We start from the raw sequence: 16,815 nt of genomic DNA on the forward strand, positions 1-16,815 counted from the left end.
GTGAACCCCGGCGCGGTCCCCTGCCTCCCCGTACCCCCCGACTCTTCTCCGGGTCCCTGTGGTACACTGCCCGGGCCTGGAGGCGGCCTTGCGTCTGGTGAAGTTCTTCGTTTACGCCGGCCTGTTCGGACTGGGCGTCCTGGCGGGGGTGGCTCTGCTGATCCGCGTGTCCCTTTTCGGGAGCGGAACCAGCGTCCCGCACGTCTCGGGCCTGACACGCGAGCAGGCGGAGTGGGAGACCCAGCGGGCCAAACTCGCCTTCCGGGTTCAGGAGGAGCGGTACGACCTCCGGATGGAGAAGGGCCGCGTCATCTCTCAGTCCCCCGCCCCGGGCATGTCCGTGCGGAAGGGGATGACACTTTCGGTGGTCGTAAGCCGGGGCATCGACCGCCTGGAGGTCCCGGACCTGAGAGGCCTTCGGCTGGAAGCCGCCCAGATTCAGGCCCAGCAGACGGGATTGACTCCCGCCTCCGCCAGCTACGTCCACTCCGCCGCGCCCGCTTCGACCGTCGTGGCCCAGACCCTTGCGCCGGGCGCGGCCGTTCCGCGTGACCAGGAAATCGGACTGCTCGTGAGCCTCGGCCCGTCGTCCCCCACCTTCGTCATGCCCGACTTGCGGGGCATGGACCTGGACCAGGCAACCGCCGGGCTCCAGGAGTACGGGATCCTGGTGGCCAGCGCCCGCACGGTGGCCCTTCCGGGAGTGGGAAGGAACACCATCGTGGACCAGGAGCCCCGCCCGGGGTTCCCGCTGGACCGCCGCAACGTCGTCCACCTCTCGGTGAGCCGGCCATGAGGACCCCACCCAGCCGATGCCTCGCTCCGAGCATCTTGTCGGCCGATTTCGCCGCCTTGGGGGAAGCCGTCCGCCGGATCGAACCCCACGCGGGCCTCCTCCACGTGGACGTGATGGACGGCCATTTCGTTCCGAACATCACCCTGGGCCCTCCGGTGGTGGAGCGCCTCCGGTCCGCAACCGAACTGCCCATCGACTGCCACCTCATGATCGACGAGCCGGACCGGTACCTCGGGGCCTTCGCCTCGGCGGGGACGGACCTCCTCTCCGTCCATCAAGAGGCTTGCCCCCACCTGCACCGGACGGTCCAGGCGATCCGCGAGCTGGGGATGAGTCCCGGGGTCGCCCTCAACCCCTCCACTCCCGTCGAGACCCTCTCGGTGGTCCTGCCCGACCTGGACTTCGTCCTCATCATGAGCGTCAATCCCGGATTCGGCGGACAGAAGTTCATCCACTCGGCGCTGGAGAAGGTCCGGCGACTGGCCTCCCTCCGCCGGGAGCGGGCCCTCACCTTCGCCATCGAAGTGGACGGCGGCGTGGGACCCACCACCCTCCCGCCCCTGCTGGAGGCGGGCGCCGACTGGCTCGTGGCGGGTTCGGCCGTTTTCGGGGTCGCGGACCCCGCCGAATCGGCGCGCGCGCTGACGGAGACGATCCTTGGGGCGCCATAGGACCACGCTCCGCGTGAGGTACGCGGAGACCGACCAGATGGGCGTGGTCCATCACGCCGCCTACTTCGCCTGGCTGGAAGTAGGCCGCACGGAGTATTTGCGGGCCCGGGGAATCCCCTACGCGGCCCTCGAGGAGGCGGGCATCCGGATGCCCGTCCTTCGCGCCTCGGCCGAGTACCTCCTTCCGGCGAGGTACGACGACGAGGTGGAGATCGAGGCGGAACTGGCCGGCGCCACTCCGGTCCGCTTCGCGTTCGACTACTCGCTTCGAAGGGTCGCCGACGGCGCCCTCCTCTGCCGTGGCCGCACCGAACACGTGGCCACGGACCTTTCGGGGAGGCCCCGGCGCGTGCCGAAAGACCTGTTCGCCCTCATAGGAGAAGGCCTTGAGAACCCTTAGCGCTTTGGCCGCCGTGGCCCTCACCGCAGCGTTTCTTTCGACGTCCTGTGGCCACCGCCGGCCCAAGGACGTCCCGGACCAGGAGGTGGTGCCGGTCTCGGTCCTGTACGAGAAGGGCCAGGCCGCCATCAAGAAGAAGAAGCCCGGCACGGCCCGGAGGTACTTCGATCAGATCACGCTGCGGGAGGACGCGGGGGAGTACAAGGACAAGGCCGCCATCGCGACGGCCGACGCCTACATGATCGACCACACGATGGAATCTTACGCCGAGGCCATCAGCCGCTATCAGTCCTTCCTGGCCTTTCACCCGACCCACCCCGACGCGCCCTACTGCCAGTTCCGCATCGGGGAGGCCTATCTGGAGTCCGTGGAAACTCCCGACCGGGACATGACCCCCGCCCGCAGCGCCCGGGACTCCTTCCAGGCCGTGGTGGACAACTACCCCAAGAGCGCCCAGGCCGAACCGGCCCGACAGAAGCTCGCGGCCATCAACGATCTTCTCGCCGCCCACGAGATCAAGGTGGGCGACTTCTACCTCAAGAACGAACACCCCAAGGGGGCCATCGCACGCTACCGAGGGGTCATCGAGAAGTACCCCAAGTACTGGAACCTCCCAGTCGTTTACTACCGCCTGGGGGACGCCCTGGCCATGGACGGACAGACGCAAGAGGCCACCCTCTACTACCAGAGGATCATCGAGACCGTGCCGGGCACGGTCCTCGCCAAGGACGCCCAGAAGCGCCTGAGCCAAGTGCAGAGGAAGGAGGAGCGGTCCCTCCGGAAGCAGAGGAAGGACGTCTTCGAGGAGCCCCTCCTGCCCAAGAAGAAGACGCGCCATTGGTGGCAGTTCTGGAAGTGATCGCCCGGAGCGTTCCCGTGGTCCGCCTCTGAAGGCCGAACCCGCTCCCTTGCCCCCAAGCCGGAACTCCCCCTTGGGATAGGAGGTCCCCGTGAAGGAGCCGAACGAGGTCCAGCCTTCGCGCCAGCCGGTCGTCGCCGCGGACCAGCATCTGCCCGAAATCACCTTCAAGGCCATCGTTTTGGGGGTGATCCTCGCCGTCGTCCTGGCGGCCGCCAATGCCTACCTGGGCCTCTTCGCGGGAATGACCGTGTCGGCCTCCATCCCCGCGGCGGTCATCTCCATGACCCTCTTCTCCTTTTTCCGGCGGAGCAACATCCTCGAGAACAACATCGTCCAGACGGCCGCCTCGGCGGGAGAAGCGGTGGCGGCCGCCGCCGTCTTCACGATCCCCGGCCTGGTCATACTCGGGTTTTGGAAGGATTACGACTACGTCCAGACGCTCCTCATCTGCGCCCTGGGCGGAACCATCGGCGTCCTCTTCTCCGTCCCCCTCCGCCGGGCGTTGGTCGTGCAGAGCGAAAAGGAAATCAAGTTCCCCGAGGGAATCGCCACCGGTGAGGTGCTCAAGGCCGGCCAGCGCGGCGAAAAGGGAAACCTCTCCGTCATCGTGGCCGCGGGTCTAACGGGAGGAATCCTCAAGCTCTGTCAGGAAGCCGGCCTCAAGCTGTGGAGTTCGGCCCTTGAACTGGGCGGGCGCGTGGGCGGCTCCGTGGCCTACCTGGGCATGGACCTCTCCCCCGCCCTGCTCGGCGTGGGATTCATCGTGGGACTGAGGATCGCCGTCCTCGTGTTCCTCGGAGGGGCCCTCTCCTGGTGGATCGCCATTCCGCTGTATGCGGCCCTGCACGGTCTACCCGATGGGGGCACGGCGGTGGCCTCGGCCACGTCCCTCTGGCGTGACCAGATCCGCTTCCTCGGCGTGGGGGCCATGTGCGTCGGCGGGTTCTGGGCCCTGATCCAGATGCGGCACCAGCTTCTGACGGGGGTGCGGAGCGGTCTCCAGGCGTTCCGCGACGAGAAGGCCGGCTCCGCCGTGGATCGGACCGATCGGGACATCCCCATGGTCTGGGTCCTGGTCTTCTCGGCCCTCTCGGTGATTCCGCTCTTCTTTGTCTACCGGCTTGTGGTGGAGAGCACCGCCGTCAGCCTCGTAATGGCCGTCATCATGCTCGTGGCGGGGTTCCTTTTCTCCGCGGTGGCGGGCTACATGGCGGGTCTCGTGGGCTCCTCGAACAACCCCATTTCGGGGGTGACGATTTCCACCATCCTCTTCGCCTCCCTCGTCCTCCTGCTGTTCATGGGGCACGGAAACCCCTCGGGGCCGGCGGCGGCCATTCTCATCGGCGCCGTGGTCTGCTGCGCCGCCTCCATCTCGGGCGACAACCTCCAAGACCTGAAGGCCGGCTACATCGTGGGCGCGACGCCGTGGAAGCAGGAGTTCATGCTGATCGTGGGGGTCCTCTCCTCCGCCTTCGTGATCGCCCCTATCCTCCAACTCCTGAACCTCAAGTACGGGGTCGGGGTCCCCATGGACGCGGACGCCGCCTGGATGGCGGCGCACCCCACACCGCTCCCGGCGCCCCAGGCCACCCTCATGGCCTCCGTTTCGAAGGGCGTGTTCATGGGCGGCCTGCCCTGGACCATGGTGGCCATCGGCGCCTGCATCGCCGTGGCCATCATCTCCCTGGATCTGTACCTGAAGGCTCGCGGAAGCGCCTTCCGAACCCCCGTTCTGGCCGTGGCGGTGGGAATCTACCTGCCGTTCCGGCTCTCCACGACGATTCTCGTGGGGGGCCTGGTGGCCTACGCCGTTTCGAGGGCCGCGGAGGCCCTGGGAAAGAGCGGCCTGGAGGACGCGACCCGCAAGACGGCCGAAGCGGCGGGCGAGAAAAGGGGGCTCCTCTTCGCCTCGGGCCTCATCACGGGCGAAGCGCTCATGGGGATCCTGCTGGCCGTTCCGATCACCCTGGCGAGCTTCTATCCCTCCCTGGGGGGCGACTTCCTGGCCCTCTTTCGGGAGCCGCCCTTGGGGGCGTGGCCCGGCGTGATCGCCCAGGCCTGCGTCATCGCGGCCCTGTACTCGGTGGTGGCCCTCGCCCTCCGCAGGGCGTCCCGCGAGCGCTGAGGCGGAGGGTCAGCTCAGCTTCTTGAGCAGCGCCTCGGCCTGGGACCGGATGGCGGGATGCTCGGCTTTCCACCTGGGGTCCGGCGTCATGGCCAGGATGGTGCGAAGTTGCTCGCGGGCCTTCTCGTCCATGTCCTCGGCGCGGTACGTCTCGGCCAGGTACAGGCGGCTCAGGGCGTTCAGAGGCTCCCCCTGGACGGCCCTCTCCAAGTGCTCGATGGACTTCCGGTTGTCTCCGCCCTTGAAGCCGGGGAGCTTGTAGTAGAGTCGCCCCAGGAGCCGGTCGGGGCCGTATCCTTCCACCGCCCGGTCGATCTTCAGGCACTCGGCCATTTCGCTCTGGATGCCCGGAACCATGGCCAGCGATTTGAAGATGCCCTTGGTCTCTCCGTAAACGCCGTAGAGCACGCCGAGCCAGAAATGGCCCTCTGCCCCTTTCGGATTCAAGGCCACGGCCGCCTTGGCCCGCTCGATCCCGTCTTGAAAGAGGGCGAGCTTCTCTTCATCTTCCATCTCCGGCCTCGCCCACGTACCCAGGAAATAGCAGGCTCTCGCGCCCTCCCACCGCGCCTCGTAGGAGGCCGGATCGGCGGCGGCGGCCCGGCCGAACAGGTCCACGGCTTTCTGGGCCTGAGCCGCGGCGCCCCTCTGCTGGTAGGCCGCGCGGGCCTGTTCCAGAAGCGGTGCGTCTGTGGGGGATTGGGCGATCGTTGCCGTTCCCAGGGCAACCCCCAGGAAGATGGCCAGCCACGGGCGGGGCATGGTGTGCATGGGCGCCTCCTTCGAGACGAGTGTACCACCGGGCCGGCCGTGTTTCGCTCCCGAAAAACGTGCGAGAAGGGCCAGCAACGCCGCGCCGCCAGACTCGGCCTCTGACCAGCGGTTCGGCTCTCGAGAGATTCGTTCGGGACGGAAGGAGAAAGGAGGAACCATGAGGAAAGCTTGGTTGGCAGCCGCATGCGCCCTTGGGCTCGCGGCGGGGTGGACGGTCCGGGCCCAGGAGATGGACCCGCTTCTGAAAATCCTGGTGGAAAACAAGGTCATCACCGAATCCCAGGCACGGGCCGTGCAGGAGGAATACGTCAAGCGCCAGGCGGCCACGGAAACCACGATGAAGGAGTCCATCGAAGGGGGTCTCGACGCCAAGATCAAGAAGAGCGCCCCCCAGATTCCCTCGGCCCTCAAGGACCTGAAGATCGGCGGCCTCTGGTATCTGTCCTACCAGAACGGGAACAAGTACGACGGCACGCCGGACGAGACCAGCGTCTACAGCAAGTTCACCGTCAAGCGCGGCTACCTCAACGTGGAGAAGAAGATCACGCCCTGGTTCTCCGTGCGGTTCACGCCCGACGTGACCCAGGACTCCACCGGCGATCTCAAGGTCCGCATGAAGTACGTGTACGCCAAGTTCAGCGGCAAGGGGAACAACTTCTTCGGCAAGCCCTACACAGAGATCGGTATGGTCCACATGCCCTGGCTCGACTTCGAGGAGCACATCAACCGGTACCGCATGCAGGACACCATGTTCATGGAGCGCAACGGCCTCTTCAATTCCGCCGACTTCGGCATCATGGCCGGGTCCAACTTCGGGCCCGAGCTCGACGAGGCCTTCAAGAAGGACGTGAACGACCACTACGCCGGAAAATACGGCTCCTGGCAGCTGGGCGTCTTCAACGGCGGCGGGTACCACGCTTCGGAGAAGAACCACAACAAGGTCATCGAGGGCCGCGTGACCCTGCGCCCCCTGCCCGAGGTGATCCCCGGCCTCCAGGCCAGCTACTTCTTCATCAACGGCAAAGGCAACGTGGCCGAGCCCCAGCCCCCCAAGGAACTGCCCGACTACAAGGTCAACGCCTTCATGCTGAGCTACGAGCACAAGTACGTCGCGCTCACGGGCCAGTACTACACGGGCAAGGGCAACGCCAAGGGCGACGCGGTCTACGCCTCGGACGGCCCGGGCTGGAAGGCCGGCGACGCGCGCAAGATGAAGGGCTACTCCTACTTCGCCGAGGTCCGCTTCCCCGAGTCCGCCAAGTGGAGCGTCATCGGCCGTTACGACAACTTCGACAAGGACAAGGAAGACCCCGACAGCGACCGCCAGAAGAGGACTCTCTTCGGAGTGGCCTACCAGTTCCACAAGGGCAATTACGTCCTGCTGGACTACGAAAGCCTGGACCACAGAGACAAGAACATCCCCAACGAGAACCGCTTCCAGGTGACCATGCAGGTGAAATTCTAGGTTGCGCCCACCAATCCTCTCTTAAACGGGCGCCCTTCGGGGCGCCCTTCTTCTTTCTAGAAGAGGACCTGGTATTGGACGCGGAATTCGTGGCCCCGGGAGTCCTTTCGTTCGTCGCGGATGCGTCTCCAATCGGCCTGGAGCTTGCTGCTGAATCCGGCAAAGTAGAAGTTGGTCCCGAGGCCCCACTCCACCTTACGATCCCCCAGGGCGTTCCCCGCCGGATCGAGGACCCACCGCCCGGCGAAGATCTCCCAACGACTCGGCACGACCAGGAATCCGATCTGCGCGTTCAGGCCGTCCGACTTCACGACCTCGCCCGTCGCGTGCCGGGAGTGGCGGTCGAAGTACTCTCCGTAGGCCGTCCAGCGGCCGTACTTGAACAGGAGGTCGTAGCCTCGGGTTTCGTGTTTCGCTCCGGATGCGTAAAGGCCCTGGCTGTCCTTCAGGCGGCGGTCGTTTTCCTCGTAAGCGGCGCCGAGGGAGAGGCGGGCGGAGGGGACGGGCTCGGGGCTAGCCTCGTCGTAGCCCGCCGAACCCCAGGGGCTCACCACGAGCCGGAGGTTTTTCTGGTAGTTCCCGTCCAGGTTCTCGTACTGGCTCCTTCCCTCTCCGTTGAAAAGCCCCACCGCGTATTCCACCAGGTCCGGCACGGCCTTCGGCCCCGTCTTGCCGTGGACCATGAGGCCCACATCCCGGATGGAACAGAACGCGTAGGTGACGAAGGAGCGGTCGGCGAACATGTCGGTCCGGGTGGAGGCGAGGCTCTGGCGGCCGAAGGGCGTCTTGAATTGGCCCGCCTTGATCTGGAAGCGCCCCCGCCCTTGGGTGAAGTCGTAGTTGACCGCGGCGTCGTCGAGGATGCCCAGGCTCGTGTTGGAGTTGGCCCAATCGACCTGGAGGAGGAACGTCAGGTCGGGGGTGTAGGCCCAGCCTTGTATCTGGGTCTTGAACCGGCGGACCTTGAAGGCCCCGGTGTCTTCCTCGGCGGGGTCCGAGGAGTCTGTCCAGGTCCCTCGGAACTGGAGCCGGTTGGTCAGGCGCAGCTCCGCGAGAGGAAAGCTAAGTCGAGTCGTCCCGGCCTTCCACTCGGCCCGCGGGGGGACATCCTTGGAGGGCTTTGCGGCCGGTCCGCCCGCGGGGGGAGCAGGGGGATCCGCCGCCCGCGCTTCCAGGTCGGCCACACGACGTTGAAGTCCCTCCACGATGGCCTGCTGGGCCTTCAAGGATTCCTGGGCGGCGCGCAATTCGGCCTGGAGGGATTCCAGTTCACCCACAGGCGTCTGCGCCCTCAGAGAAAGGCAAGAGACAGTCGCGGTCATCAGCACCCACGCGGTCCAACGCTTCATGGCCCCCCTCCTGAAACCGGCGGTCCACCCCGGCTGACCCCAGGATAGGCCCGCCCCTCGACTGCGCCAGATAGAAACAGAGAAGAAGCCGGCCAGGGGGTGAAATGCCCCCCCCGCATCCGGTCATCCAGGCCCCCGTCCTCGGGCGTGGGGAGGACTTGCCCCACCGGAGCATTGTCCTAGAATGATGGAAAAGGCCCGTTCGAGACGAGTCGGATCCGGGACATGGGGAGAGGAGGCGGAGGACATGGGCAAGGAGTTCGAGAAACTCTGGAAGACCGAAGATTGGTGGTCCGTCTGGATGGGCCTGGGGATTGTCCTGATGGCCTTGGCGGCCTTCTGGGGGGGAGGATCCATCAAGGGTTGGGCGGTCATTCCGTCCAAGTGGTCCTCCTTCGCCGGCCTTCTCGCGGACACGGCCAAGAACGGCTGGGGGTACCTGGTCATCTTCGTCCTGTTCGCCGCGGCTTTCACCCTTTCCATGGCCATCATGGGGCGGTCCGTCCGGACCTTCCTTCCGGGCTTTCTCCTGCTCTTCCTGGGCGCCCTCCTCATTTTCGTGGCCGCCGGGTGGAAGGTCATGGAGGAATTCAACGTGGAGGCGCCCCTTCTGGCCCTCATCGTGGGTCTCCTCGTCTCCAATGCCGTCCCCCTTCCCGCCTGGTTCCGAGAGTGTCTTCTGACGGAGTACTACATCAAGACGGGCATCGTGCTCCTCGGCGCCACCCTGCCTCTCACCCTCATCTTCTCGGCGGGTCCCGTGGCCTTTCTGCAGGCCACCCTCGTCAGCGTGACCACCTGGCTGACCATCTACCTGGCCGGCACGCGGCTCTTCCAGCTCGAGCCCAAGTTCGGCGCCGTACTCGGCGCCGCCGGGGCGGTCTGCGGCGTGTCCGCCTCCATCGCCGTGGGGGGCGCCGTTCGGGCCAAGAAGGACCACATCTCCATCTCCATCGCGGTGGTCACGGTGTGGGCCATCGTGATGATCTTCGCCTTGACGATACTCCTCAAGTTCCTTGTTCCGGGCACCATTTCTCCCGGAGAGGCGGGGGCGTGGGTGGGGAACTCGGAGTTCGCCGACGCGGCGGGGTTCGCCGTGGTGGCCGAGCTGGCCACCCGCTTCGGGGACGCGCCCATCAACGCCTTCACCTTGATGAAGGTCATCGGCCGGGACATCTGGATCGGCATCTGGTGCCTGATCCTCTCGGTGGTCTCGGTGCTGTTTTGGGAAAAGGGCGAAAGCGGGCGCCTCGGTCCGGGAATCGTCTGGGAGCGGTTCCCCAAGTTCGTTCTGGGATTCTTCGCCGCCTGCGTCCTGTTGAGCTTTGTCTCGGCCAGACCCCCTGAAGGCCACGTGGGCACCGCCTCCTGGTCCGGCAAGTACAAGGACGTCGGGTACGCGGCGGACTTTTCCACCTACGCCGTGCCCGAGGCCTACCGGGAACGGCTCACGGTGGATGTCGAGACGAAGTCCCTCTCCTACCGGGGAACCCTGTCCCGAGAGGATCTCAAGGTCCTCGGGGCGGGCGCGACGCCCGACCAGGTCTGGGCTTTGAACCAGCTCCAGGTCTCTTCCAACTGGTTCGAGGGCGTCCTCACCCCCAAGGTCATCTCCCCCATCAAGAAGCTCCGCTCCTGGGCCTTCGTCCTGTGCTTCCTGTGCATCGGCCTCTCGACGCGGTTCAAGGAACTCTCCACCTTCGGGCTCAAGCCCTTCTGGGCCTTCAGCCTGGGGGTGGTGGTCAACGTGCCCCTGGGCTACTTCCTCTCGACCGTCGTGTTCGCCCGTTTCTGGGAGAGGTTCTAGGCGGGGCCGGCCAGGAGCGCGGACGAAAAAGGGCGGGCCGACGGCCCGCCCTTTTTCGTCGAACCGGGATCGGGGTTTTATTTCAGTTCGCGCCACCAGTTGGGTTCGGGGTTGGATGTTCCCTGGCTCGGGTTGACGCCCGGCACCGTGCTGATGGTGGCCTTCTTGCCCTTGCCCACGCCCGATCGCGCCACGATGACGCGGTTGCCCGCGATGGCGAATCCCGAGCTGGCCCCCGAGCCCGCCTCATAGGTCGTGCTGGAGTCCAGGCTCGGAGCGCCCTCGGTGATGTCGAAGGTGATCCGCACGATGTAGGAGGTGCCCGCGCAGTCCGCCGTGTCGGGGTCGTACACCGAAAAGAGGGCCAGGGGCTTCACGTCGCTGTTGACGGGAACGAAGAGCATGGCCGTGGCGGTGAGCTGGGTCCTCCGGCCGAGGGTCTCCGTGTCGCTCCCGGGCTTGAGGAGGCTCTTGATGGGAATGCGGAGGATCTGATCGGACGTCGCGGCGGCGGCCGTCTGCTCCTTGGCCACGACATAAAGGGACGGTTCGAAGTACCCCGTGGTGCCCACGTTGGGCCCGGTCACCGCGGCGGACTTCTCGTAGAAGGTCCCGCTTCCGAAGGCGTAGAGGTCGTAGCCCGTGGAGCCCTTGTAGTAGCCGCTGGCGGCGGGCGAATAGTAGAGGGGCTGGCTCTGGCCGGCCACGGCGGAGGCGTCGATGCCCACCACGGGGGTGAAGGTGCTGTACGGCAGGAACCAGATGCGCCCGTTGAGGTCCGCCTGGAGGGCCAGGTCCACGAGGCTGTCGGGGTAGTAGGCTTCGGCCGTCATGGCGTACATGACTCCCGGAGCGAAGGCCTGGTTCCCCACGAGGGCGGGCGTCGTCACGCCCAGGACCTTGGTGGAAAAGGTCCCCGTCGCCGGATCGAAGATGAAGGCGCTCGGGGTCACCTGGGAGGCCGCGGTGGAGCTGGGATCGCGCCCCGATCCCACGATTCCCTTGGCCGTCCCCAGGCCGGTGTATCCGAACGCGGGGATGCTCCAGGTCTCCTTGAGGCCGGTCATGGCGAGGCTCGATGGGTACTGACCGGTCCGGGTCCAGAGAACCTTCAGGGGGATGTGGTTGTCGTCCGTGGATACGGGGGAGGTCACGTCCAGAGCGGCCAGGAGGTCGCCACCGGGACCCTCGGTGAGGAGCATGACGGTCCTCCACTCATCCAGATTGCTGAAGTACACGTCCCCGTACCGGGGAGATCGGGCCACCGTGTAGACGTGGTCCGAGGGCATCTTGGGCTGGCCCACCGGGTTGGCCGTGGGATCCGCCTGGAAGGTGTTGTACAGGAGAACCTGTTTGGCCAGGAGGTTGGGCGGCAGGAGGGCCACCACCTCGGACCCGTCGGCCACCTTGAACGCGTGGAGCATTCCGTCGTTGGATCCGATCCAGACGAGGGCCGTCCGGTCTTTCTGCCCTGCTTCGAAGGTCGTGTGGTCGGCCACCTTCCCTTGTTTGTAGGCGTCCGGTGCCTGCACGATGGCCGGAGCCGAATTGATGATGGGGCCGAGTTTCCAGGGCCGGGCCGTGCCGGAGCCGTTGTTCCCCCTCACGAAATCCACGACCTCCGCCGTCAGCTGGCTGGTGTCGAAGGCGGGGGTGAATTCCGCCGCGATGGTCCGGAGCGACGCGAGGTTGGTGGCCTTGACCTCCACGAGCTGGTTGCTCGAATTCCAGGTGTAGATGGACCTCCCGCTGGCGCTCGTCGCGGCGAGCACTTCTCCGGCGTCCCACTTGATGGTGGAGAGGTTGTTGATGTCGTAGCAGTAGAGGTGGCCCTTCCACGTGGGGAATTCGGCCGAGGCGAGCATGGCCACGTTGCCGTCGGAAATGGTGGAGCTGGCCACCGGCGCCGAGGTCGTGTAGTCCCCCGTCGCCACCGCGGCCACGATGGAGGCGAAGGCGTTCTTGAGGGCCCCCGAGGTGCTGGCGAAGTAGGCGTAGTTCGTGTGGGTGGAGTCGATCACGTAGTTGCTCTCGTCTCCCGTGGACGCGGGGAGGTAGGGATCGTTCTCGAAGTCGAAGCCGGCGTCGCCGTTGGGGCTGTCCGCGTCCGTGTGGCCCATGTAGGCGGTGAAATTGAGCTCGCACCGGCTCACGGCGTTGGAGACCCCGATGACCCAGGTGCGGACCTTGATGGGCTCGCTGCCGTTCTCGCTCAGATCGAGGTTCCAGATCTCCTCCGAGATCCCCGGCGGGAAGGCGTCGTAGTTCCGGTCCTTCCCGTTTCTCTCGTCGCAGTCGTAGCCCGAGGAACCGGCATCGCACGCGTAGGGGGGGGACCCGCAGGGGTCGATCCAGTTCTTGCCCGAGGGGTTGCAGTTGTTCGAGAGGCCGTCCGTCACGAGAATCGCCGCGTAGGTCCGGCCGCAGTTGTACTTCGGGTCGGCGTCATAGGTGGCCTGGAGTTCGGTCTTGGCGAAGGTCAGGGCGCCGCGGGTGGGCGTCGAGCCCCCAGCCCCGAGGCCGCCGGCGCTGTTGAGCCGCATGCGTTCCTCGATGCCGGTCACCACTCCGGTGTCGTTGGAGTCGATGGCCACCTGCCGGGTGTGGGTGGAGCAGTTGCTCCCCGAGTAAGTGATCAGTCCCCAGTTCACCACATCGGCGCTGTCGCCGATGAGGTCCAGGGGGGCCTGGGAGACGCCGCCCGTGCCCACCGTCGGCTTGCCCGCCGAATCGTAGGCGACGAACGGAACGCCTGGATCCGACTTGCGGGCGGAATAAGACACTTTCCACGTATACGTGTGGGAGCTGCCTGAATGGCTGATGGTCGGCCCGGTGATGGTCCCGGTCTGCCAGTCCGGGTCGGTGATGTACGCGTAGGATTCGTCCGCCTCCCACTCGGGAGGCTCGATCCATGGCGTGACGATGGTGACGCTGTTCCCCAGCGCGTTCTTCACCGTGGTCATGCGGCTGGGGAAGGTCTGGGTCACCGTCAATCTGTAGGTGAAGGATTTGCACTTTCCCCTCGAACAATCACTCGAGGAGGTGAGGCTCCAGGAGGCCGTGGGAAGGGTGCCCCGCTCGTCCACCCCCACGTCGCTTCCGTAGAGGTCCCAGGCCATGGACCCGCTCACGTCCATGACGATGTAGATGTTGGGGCGGGCGAACTGGTGGGTGATCTGGAGCATGGGGTCGTACCCTTCGTCCGCCCGGGCCGTCGTCCCGGCGGCAAAGGCGGCCAGAAGGGCCACGCCCAGCAGGGTCAGAAAGGGGTTCTTCTCAGCGCGCATGGCCGATCTCCTCGCTCAAGGCTTCTTCAGGCCGGCGGAGGACGTGCCGCCGGTGTTTCCAAGGTCCTGAGGGCCGCCCATTCCGCCGGCCCCGCCGCAGAACATCTGCTCTTCCAGAATTTTCTCCGCGAGGACCCGGCCCGAACGGTCCACCACCTGGCCCACGGAAATGATGTTCACCTTCAGGTCGCCGTCCACCGTCTCCTGTCGCGAGACGTCCTCCCGGTTGTTGCGGACGTACAGGGAGTACACCACGCGGTCCGTCACGCCGGAGGCCACGGGGACGGCCACCTGGTGATACTCGACACCGGTCACCGGGTCGGCCAGGATGACCGCGTCCCAGCCGCCGCCCGGCGGCGTGAGGTCGGGGACGGTGGAGCTCGTGTAGGTGAAGAACTGGTTCAGCGTGGACGGATCGTTCAGGACCGCGTCGAAGACCACGTTCTCGCCCACCCTCAGGCCCGCGTCGGCGCCGTAGAGGCCCGATTGCTGCATCTTGTCGTTGGTGGAGATCTTGTCCTCCACGGTCATGAAGAGGACTCCCGCGATCCCCACCATGGTGAGGACGAAGACCACGAGGATGATGGTGATGAGGGCGCTCCCTCTCTCTCTCGATCGCATGGCTAGCTCCCCAGGATGCGGTTGCGCAGCATGACGGTGGTGGTCAGCCGGTAATGGAAGCGGCGGTCCGCCGCCCCGGCGGCCCGGTCCTCGGCGGCGGGGCGGTTGTAGCGGGCCTGCTTGAGCAGGGTGGCGGGGAGTTCGTCGGACCGGGCCGTCACGGTCACGCGCAGACCGGAGACGTTGACCGCGTCCCGAACGTCCACGGCCGGGTTGTCCTGAGGCGGGATCGCGTTGGGGGTCGTCAGAACTTGGGTGGCCGTATTCCAAATGGTCCCGTCGTTGTACACGTAAGCAATCTGAAGGTCCTCCACGTCGTCGAGGAGCGGGACGTACCCCGCGTCGGGGTTGTTCAGATCGAAGAGTCCCTGTCGCTGTTGCAGCTGGCCGTTCTTCACCCGGAAGCTGATGTAGGAGATGGAGGCCAGTTTGGGATTGACCAAGTTGGGCTGACCCGCCGGCGGGTTGATCCCATCGGACTGGCCCGGGTTATTGGTCACGTGGATCTCGGGGCCCGTGGAGCCCTCCCACCCCGAGCCCGTGTGGGGCTCGCAGTTGTCGATGTTTCCCGATTCCAGGTAGTTCGTGATCTGGTAGTAGGCCCACTGGCCGGTGTCGTCCACCAGGGTGAGGAGGCCGCTCGCCGACGGGTTGGACCCTGGGATGTAGCCCGTCATCTCCTTGAAGAGCTCCATGTTCAGGTCGCTGTCCGGACAGCCCAGGTCGAAGGAGAAGCGCACGTTGGCGGCGTGCTGAAAGCCCGGCCAGTCGATGATGGGGATCAGGAGGGTGCCCGTGGGCTTGGCCATGTTGATGAGGTCCGTGCCCACGTCGGCGTAGGCCGCGTTCGTGACGTTGTTGAAGGTCGTCTGTTGGGGGATAAAGTTGGAGCCCGACTTGACCGAATAGTACATGCTCAGGGCGTTGGGGTTGCCCGCCCGGACGTTCATGTCCGTGGCGCCCCGCACGTAGTAGGAGACGTAGTCCATCGCGCGCCGGGCCGTCTGGCGCGGGGAGGCGAAGAGCTCCTGGCGCTGGGCGAAGGCCCGCATGGAGAAGAGAAAAGTGAGGGACAGGACGAGCACCACCACGAGGAGCGTCATGGAGATGGTGGCCTCGATGAGCGTAAAACCGCGTTCGGACTCACGCCTCCATCCCCCGTTGAAAGAAGGGCTGTGCCCCCCCATGCGGCTGGTTTCGTCGTTTCGCCCCGAAGGCATTTCGTCGAACGAGGGATGGAGGGCCATCGAGCCGAAGGCGAAGAGGGCGTCCAAGGGTGGGGGTCCCTCCGTCTGGCTACGCCAGCGGAGGGGGAGGGAATGGCCCTCCCTCTTCAGGAGAAAGCGTGTCTCAGCCCGTCCTGGCACAACCACAGCCGGAGGCACGTGAGGTTCCGCCGCGCCGCTTGGGTTACTTGGGAATCTGCGCCACATAGTCCACCCTCTTCCTGCGAATCCCAATTCCCTGGTACCGCTGGACTCCCGCATCCAGCGAGGGGGTTGCGGTGACGGTGACGATCCAGTGCTCGGCGACGCCGGCCGTGTCCCCGTCGTCCACCTGGATGGCCAGGCGGTAGGGCGCCTTGCCCCGGTCCACCACGTTGGCCTGGGCCGGCCCCCAATAGGAACCCGACAGCTCCGTGTCCTCGTAGGGCAGGTTGTAGGTGCCCGCCGCGAAGGTGAATCCCGTGCCCGAGGGCAGGGGGGTCCCTTCCGCCTGGAGGTAGCGGAAGAAGCGGATGTTTTCCATGACCTGCTCGCACTTGAAGGTCATCTCGGTTCGCGCCGCCGAACCGAGGTTCACGAGGTAGGCCATGGCGAACATCTGCAGGACACCGATCATGAGGAAGAAGAGGATCATGAGGGCGATGAGCACCTCGATGAGGCTGCTTCCCCTCTCCCTCGCCGGGGCCACGCCGGGCGGAAGCCGTTTCTCCTTTTCCATCTCAGTACCTCGTCTTCGTGGTGGTGGGCCTCCACAGAGGCGTCACCCCGAGGGTGAAGTTGAACCTCGGCTTGAGCGTTCCCGATCCGGTCATTTCCACGTGGGTGAGCGTCACCTGGGCTTCGGATTGGATCTGCCGGTTGGTCGTCGGGTCCACGGCCCGTCCCATGGTGTCGCACAGGAGGGTGAGGGCGCCGCCCACCGTGGGCCACTGGTTCGCCGCCACCGCCGAATTGGAGAGAACGATGTCGGCCGTGATGGTTTCGGTGCCGAGGACCGTATCCGTGCTCTCGGGCGTTCCGTTGGAGTTCGTGTCCTCGACCAGGCTTACGGTTCGGGTGCCGTTGGCCTGGACGGCGCCGATCTGCACGAACACTCCCAGCCCGGTCTGGGAGGTTTCCACGTAGGCTCGGTCCACGAAGCTCTTGAGCTGTTGGGCGGCGGTCTCCAGCCGCTGGCGCTTCAAGGTCTTGCTGACGGCCACCGTGAGGATGACGGCGATGAGGCCCAAGATCGCCATCACGATGAGCATTTCGATGAGCGAGAAGCCTCTCTGCCCGCTCCCGAACCCCCGGGATCCCCGCATCTTCACCTCCGGAAGAGAGTTGGCAAGCACCGTGCCAGAGATCCTATCTCGGCGCGGAGGCCATTTCAACATGGGTCACCCATCAATTGTCGCATATTCGTTACTCTTGGTAACATACCCGGCTCCCT

14 protein-coding genes are annotated in these 16,815 nt (G+C 65.8%); 7 read left to right on the top strand and 7 right to left on the bottom strand.

Annotation, left to right across the window (positions count from 1 at the left end; translation table 11 throughout):
- Window positions 1–97 precede the first annotated feature (97 nt).
- The 5 genes from AB1824_04955 (at window position 98) to AB1824_04975 (ending at window position 4,854) form a co-directional block, all read left to right on the top strand.
- Window positions 98–796 (top strand): PASTA domain-containing protein, encoded by a 699-nt coding sequence (locus AB1824_04955; protein MEW5764306.1) that lies wholly within the window; start codon window positions 98–100, stop codon window positions 794–796.
- Complete coding sequence (gene rpe, locus AB1824_04960) at window positions 793–1,467, top strand: ribulose-phosphate 3-epimerase (GenBank protein ID MEW5764307.1); 675 nt, start codon at window positions 793–795, stop codon at window positions 1,465–1,467. The genes AB1824_04955 and rpe overlap by 4 nt, the downstream gene beginning before the upstream one ends.
- Window positions 1,454–1,867: a thioesterase family protein gene (locus AB1824_04965; GenBank protein MEW5764308.1), complete on the top strand. Its 414-nt coding sequence runs from the start codon at window positions 1,454–1,456 to the stop codon at window positions 1,865–1,867. Before rpe ends, AB1824_04965 begins: the two co-directional genes overlap by 14 nt.
- Window positions 1,854–2,726, top strand: coding sequence for an outer membrane protein assembly factor BamD (gene bamD / locus AB1824_04970; GenBank protein ID MEW5764309.1), 873 nt, complete (start codon window positions 1,854–1,856; stop codon window positions 2,724–2,726). Before AB1824_04965 ends, bamD begins: the two co-directional genes overlap by 14 nt.
- Before the next feature lie 91 nt (window positions 2,727–2,817).
- Window positions 2,818–4,854, top strand: coding sequence for an oligopeptide transporter, OPT family (locus AB1824_04975; GenBank protein ID MEW5764310.1), 2,037 nt, complete (start codon window positions 2,818–2,820; stop codon window positions 4,852–4,854).
- A 9-nt stretch (window positions 4,855–4,863) separates the two neighbouring features.
- Here the strand turns inward: AB1824_04975 and AB1824_04980 are convergent, their stop codons facing one another.
- Window positions 4,864–5,625, bottom strand: coding sequence for a tetratricopeptide repeat protein (locus AB1824_04980; protein MEW5764311.1), 762 nt, complete (start codon window positions 5,623–5,625; stop codon window positions 4,864–4,866).
- 160 nt (window positions 5,626–5,785) lie between these two features.
- Here AB1824_04980 and AB1824_04985 point away from each other — a divergent pair, with 160 nt between their 5' ends.
- Window positions 5,786–7,093, top strand: a complete 1,308-nt coding sequence (locus AB1824_04985) for a hypothetical protein (protein ID MEW5764312.1) — start codon at window positions 5,786–5,788, stop codon at window positions 7,091–7,093.
- Window positions 7,094–7,149: 56 nt separating this feature from the next.
- Here AB1824_04985 and AB1824_04990 read toward each other — a convergent pair whose 3' ends face one another.
- Complete coding sequence (locus AB1824_04990) at window positions 7,150–8,442, bottom strand: porin (protein ID MEW5764313.1); 1,293 nt, start codon at window positions 8,440–8,442, stop codon at window positions 7,150–7,152.
- A 247-nt stretch (window positions 8,443–8,689) separates the two neighbouring features.
- Here AB1824_04990 and AB1824_04995 point away from each other — a divergent pair, with 247 nt between their 5' ends.
- Complete coding sequence (locus AB1824_04995; GenBank protein ID MEW5764314.1) at window positions 8,690–10,249, top strand: putative sulfate exporter family transporter; 1,560 nt, start codon at window positions 8,690–8,692, stop codon at window positions 10,247–10,249.
- 77 nt (window positions 10,250–10,326) lie between these two features.
- On the opposite strand, the gene AB1824_05000 is transcribed toward AB1824_04995, so the two are convergent.
- The 5 genes from AB1824_05000 to AB1824_05020 form a co-directional block, all read right to left on the bottom strand.
- Window positions 10,327–13,536 carry a PilC/PilY family type IV pilus protein gene (locus AB1824_05000; GenBank protein MEW5764315.1) on the bottom strand — a complete coding sequence of 1,070 codons (3,210 nt, stop codon included), beginning with the start codon at window positions 13,534–13,536 and terminating at the stop codon, window positions 10,327–10,329.
- Window positions 13,537–13,551: 15 nt separating this feature from the next.
- Complete coding sequence (locus AB1824_05005; GenBank protein ID MEW5764316.1) at window positions 13,552–14,157, bottom strand: PilX N-terminal domain-containing pilus assembly protein; 606 nt, start codon at window positions 14,155–14,157, stop codon at window positions 13,552–13,554.
- A gap of 2 nt (window positions 14,158–14,159) precedes the next feature.
- Window positions 14,160–15,431, bottom strand: coding sequence for a prepilin-type N-terminal cleavage/methylation domain-containing protein (locus AB1824_05010; GenBank protein MEW5764317.1), 1,272 nt, complete (start codon window positions 15,429–15,431; stop codon window positions 14,160–14,162).
- A gap of 136 nt (window positions 15,432–15,567) precedes the next feature.
- Window positions 15,568–16,101 carry a prepilin-type N-terminal cleavage/methylation domain-containing protein gene (locus AB1824_05015; protein ID MEW5764318.1) on the bottom strand — a complete coding sequence of 178 codons (534 nt, stop codon included), beginning with the start codon at window positions 16,099–16,101 and terminating at the stop codon, window positions 15,568–15,570.
- A 1-nt stretch (window position 16,102) separates the two neighbouring features.
- Window positions 16,103–16,687 (bottom strand): prepilin-type N-terminal cleavage/methylation domain-containing protein, encoded by a 585-nt coding sequence (locus AB1824_05020; protein ID MEW5764319.1) that lies wholly within the window; start codon window positions 16,685–16,687, stop codon window positions 16,103–16,105.
- Window positions 16,688–16,815: the final 128 nt, after the last annotated feature.

The organism is Acidobacteriota bacterium, from assembly GCA_040752915.1.
Classification (GTDB): Bacteria; Acidobacteriota; UBA4820; order UBA4820; family DSQY01; genus JBFLVU01.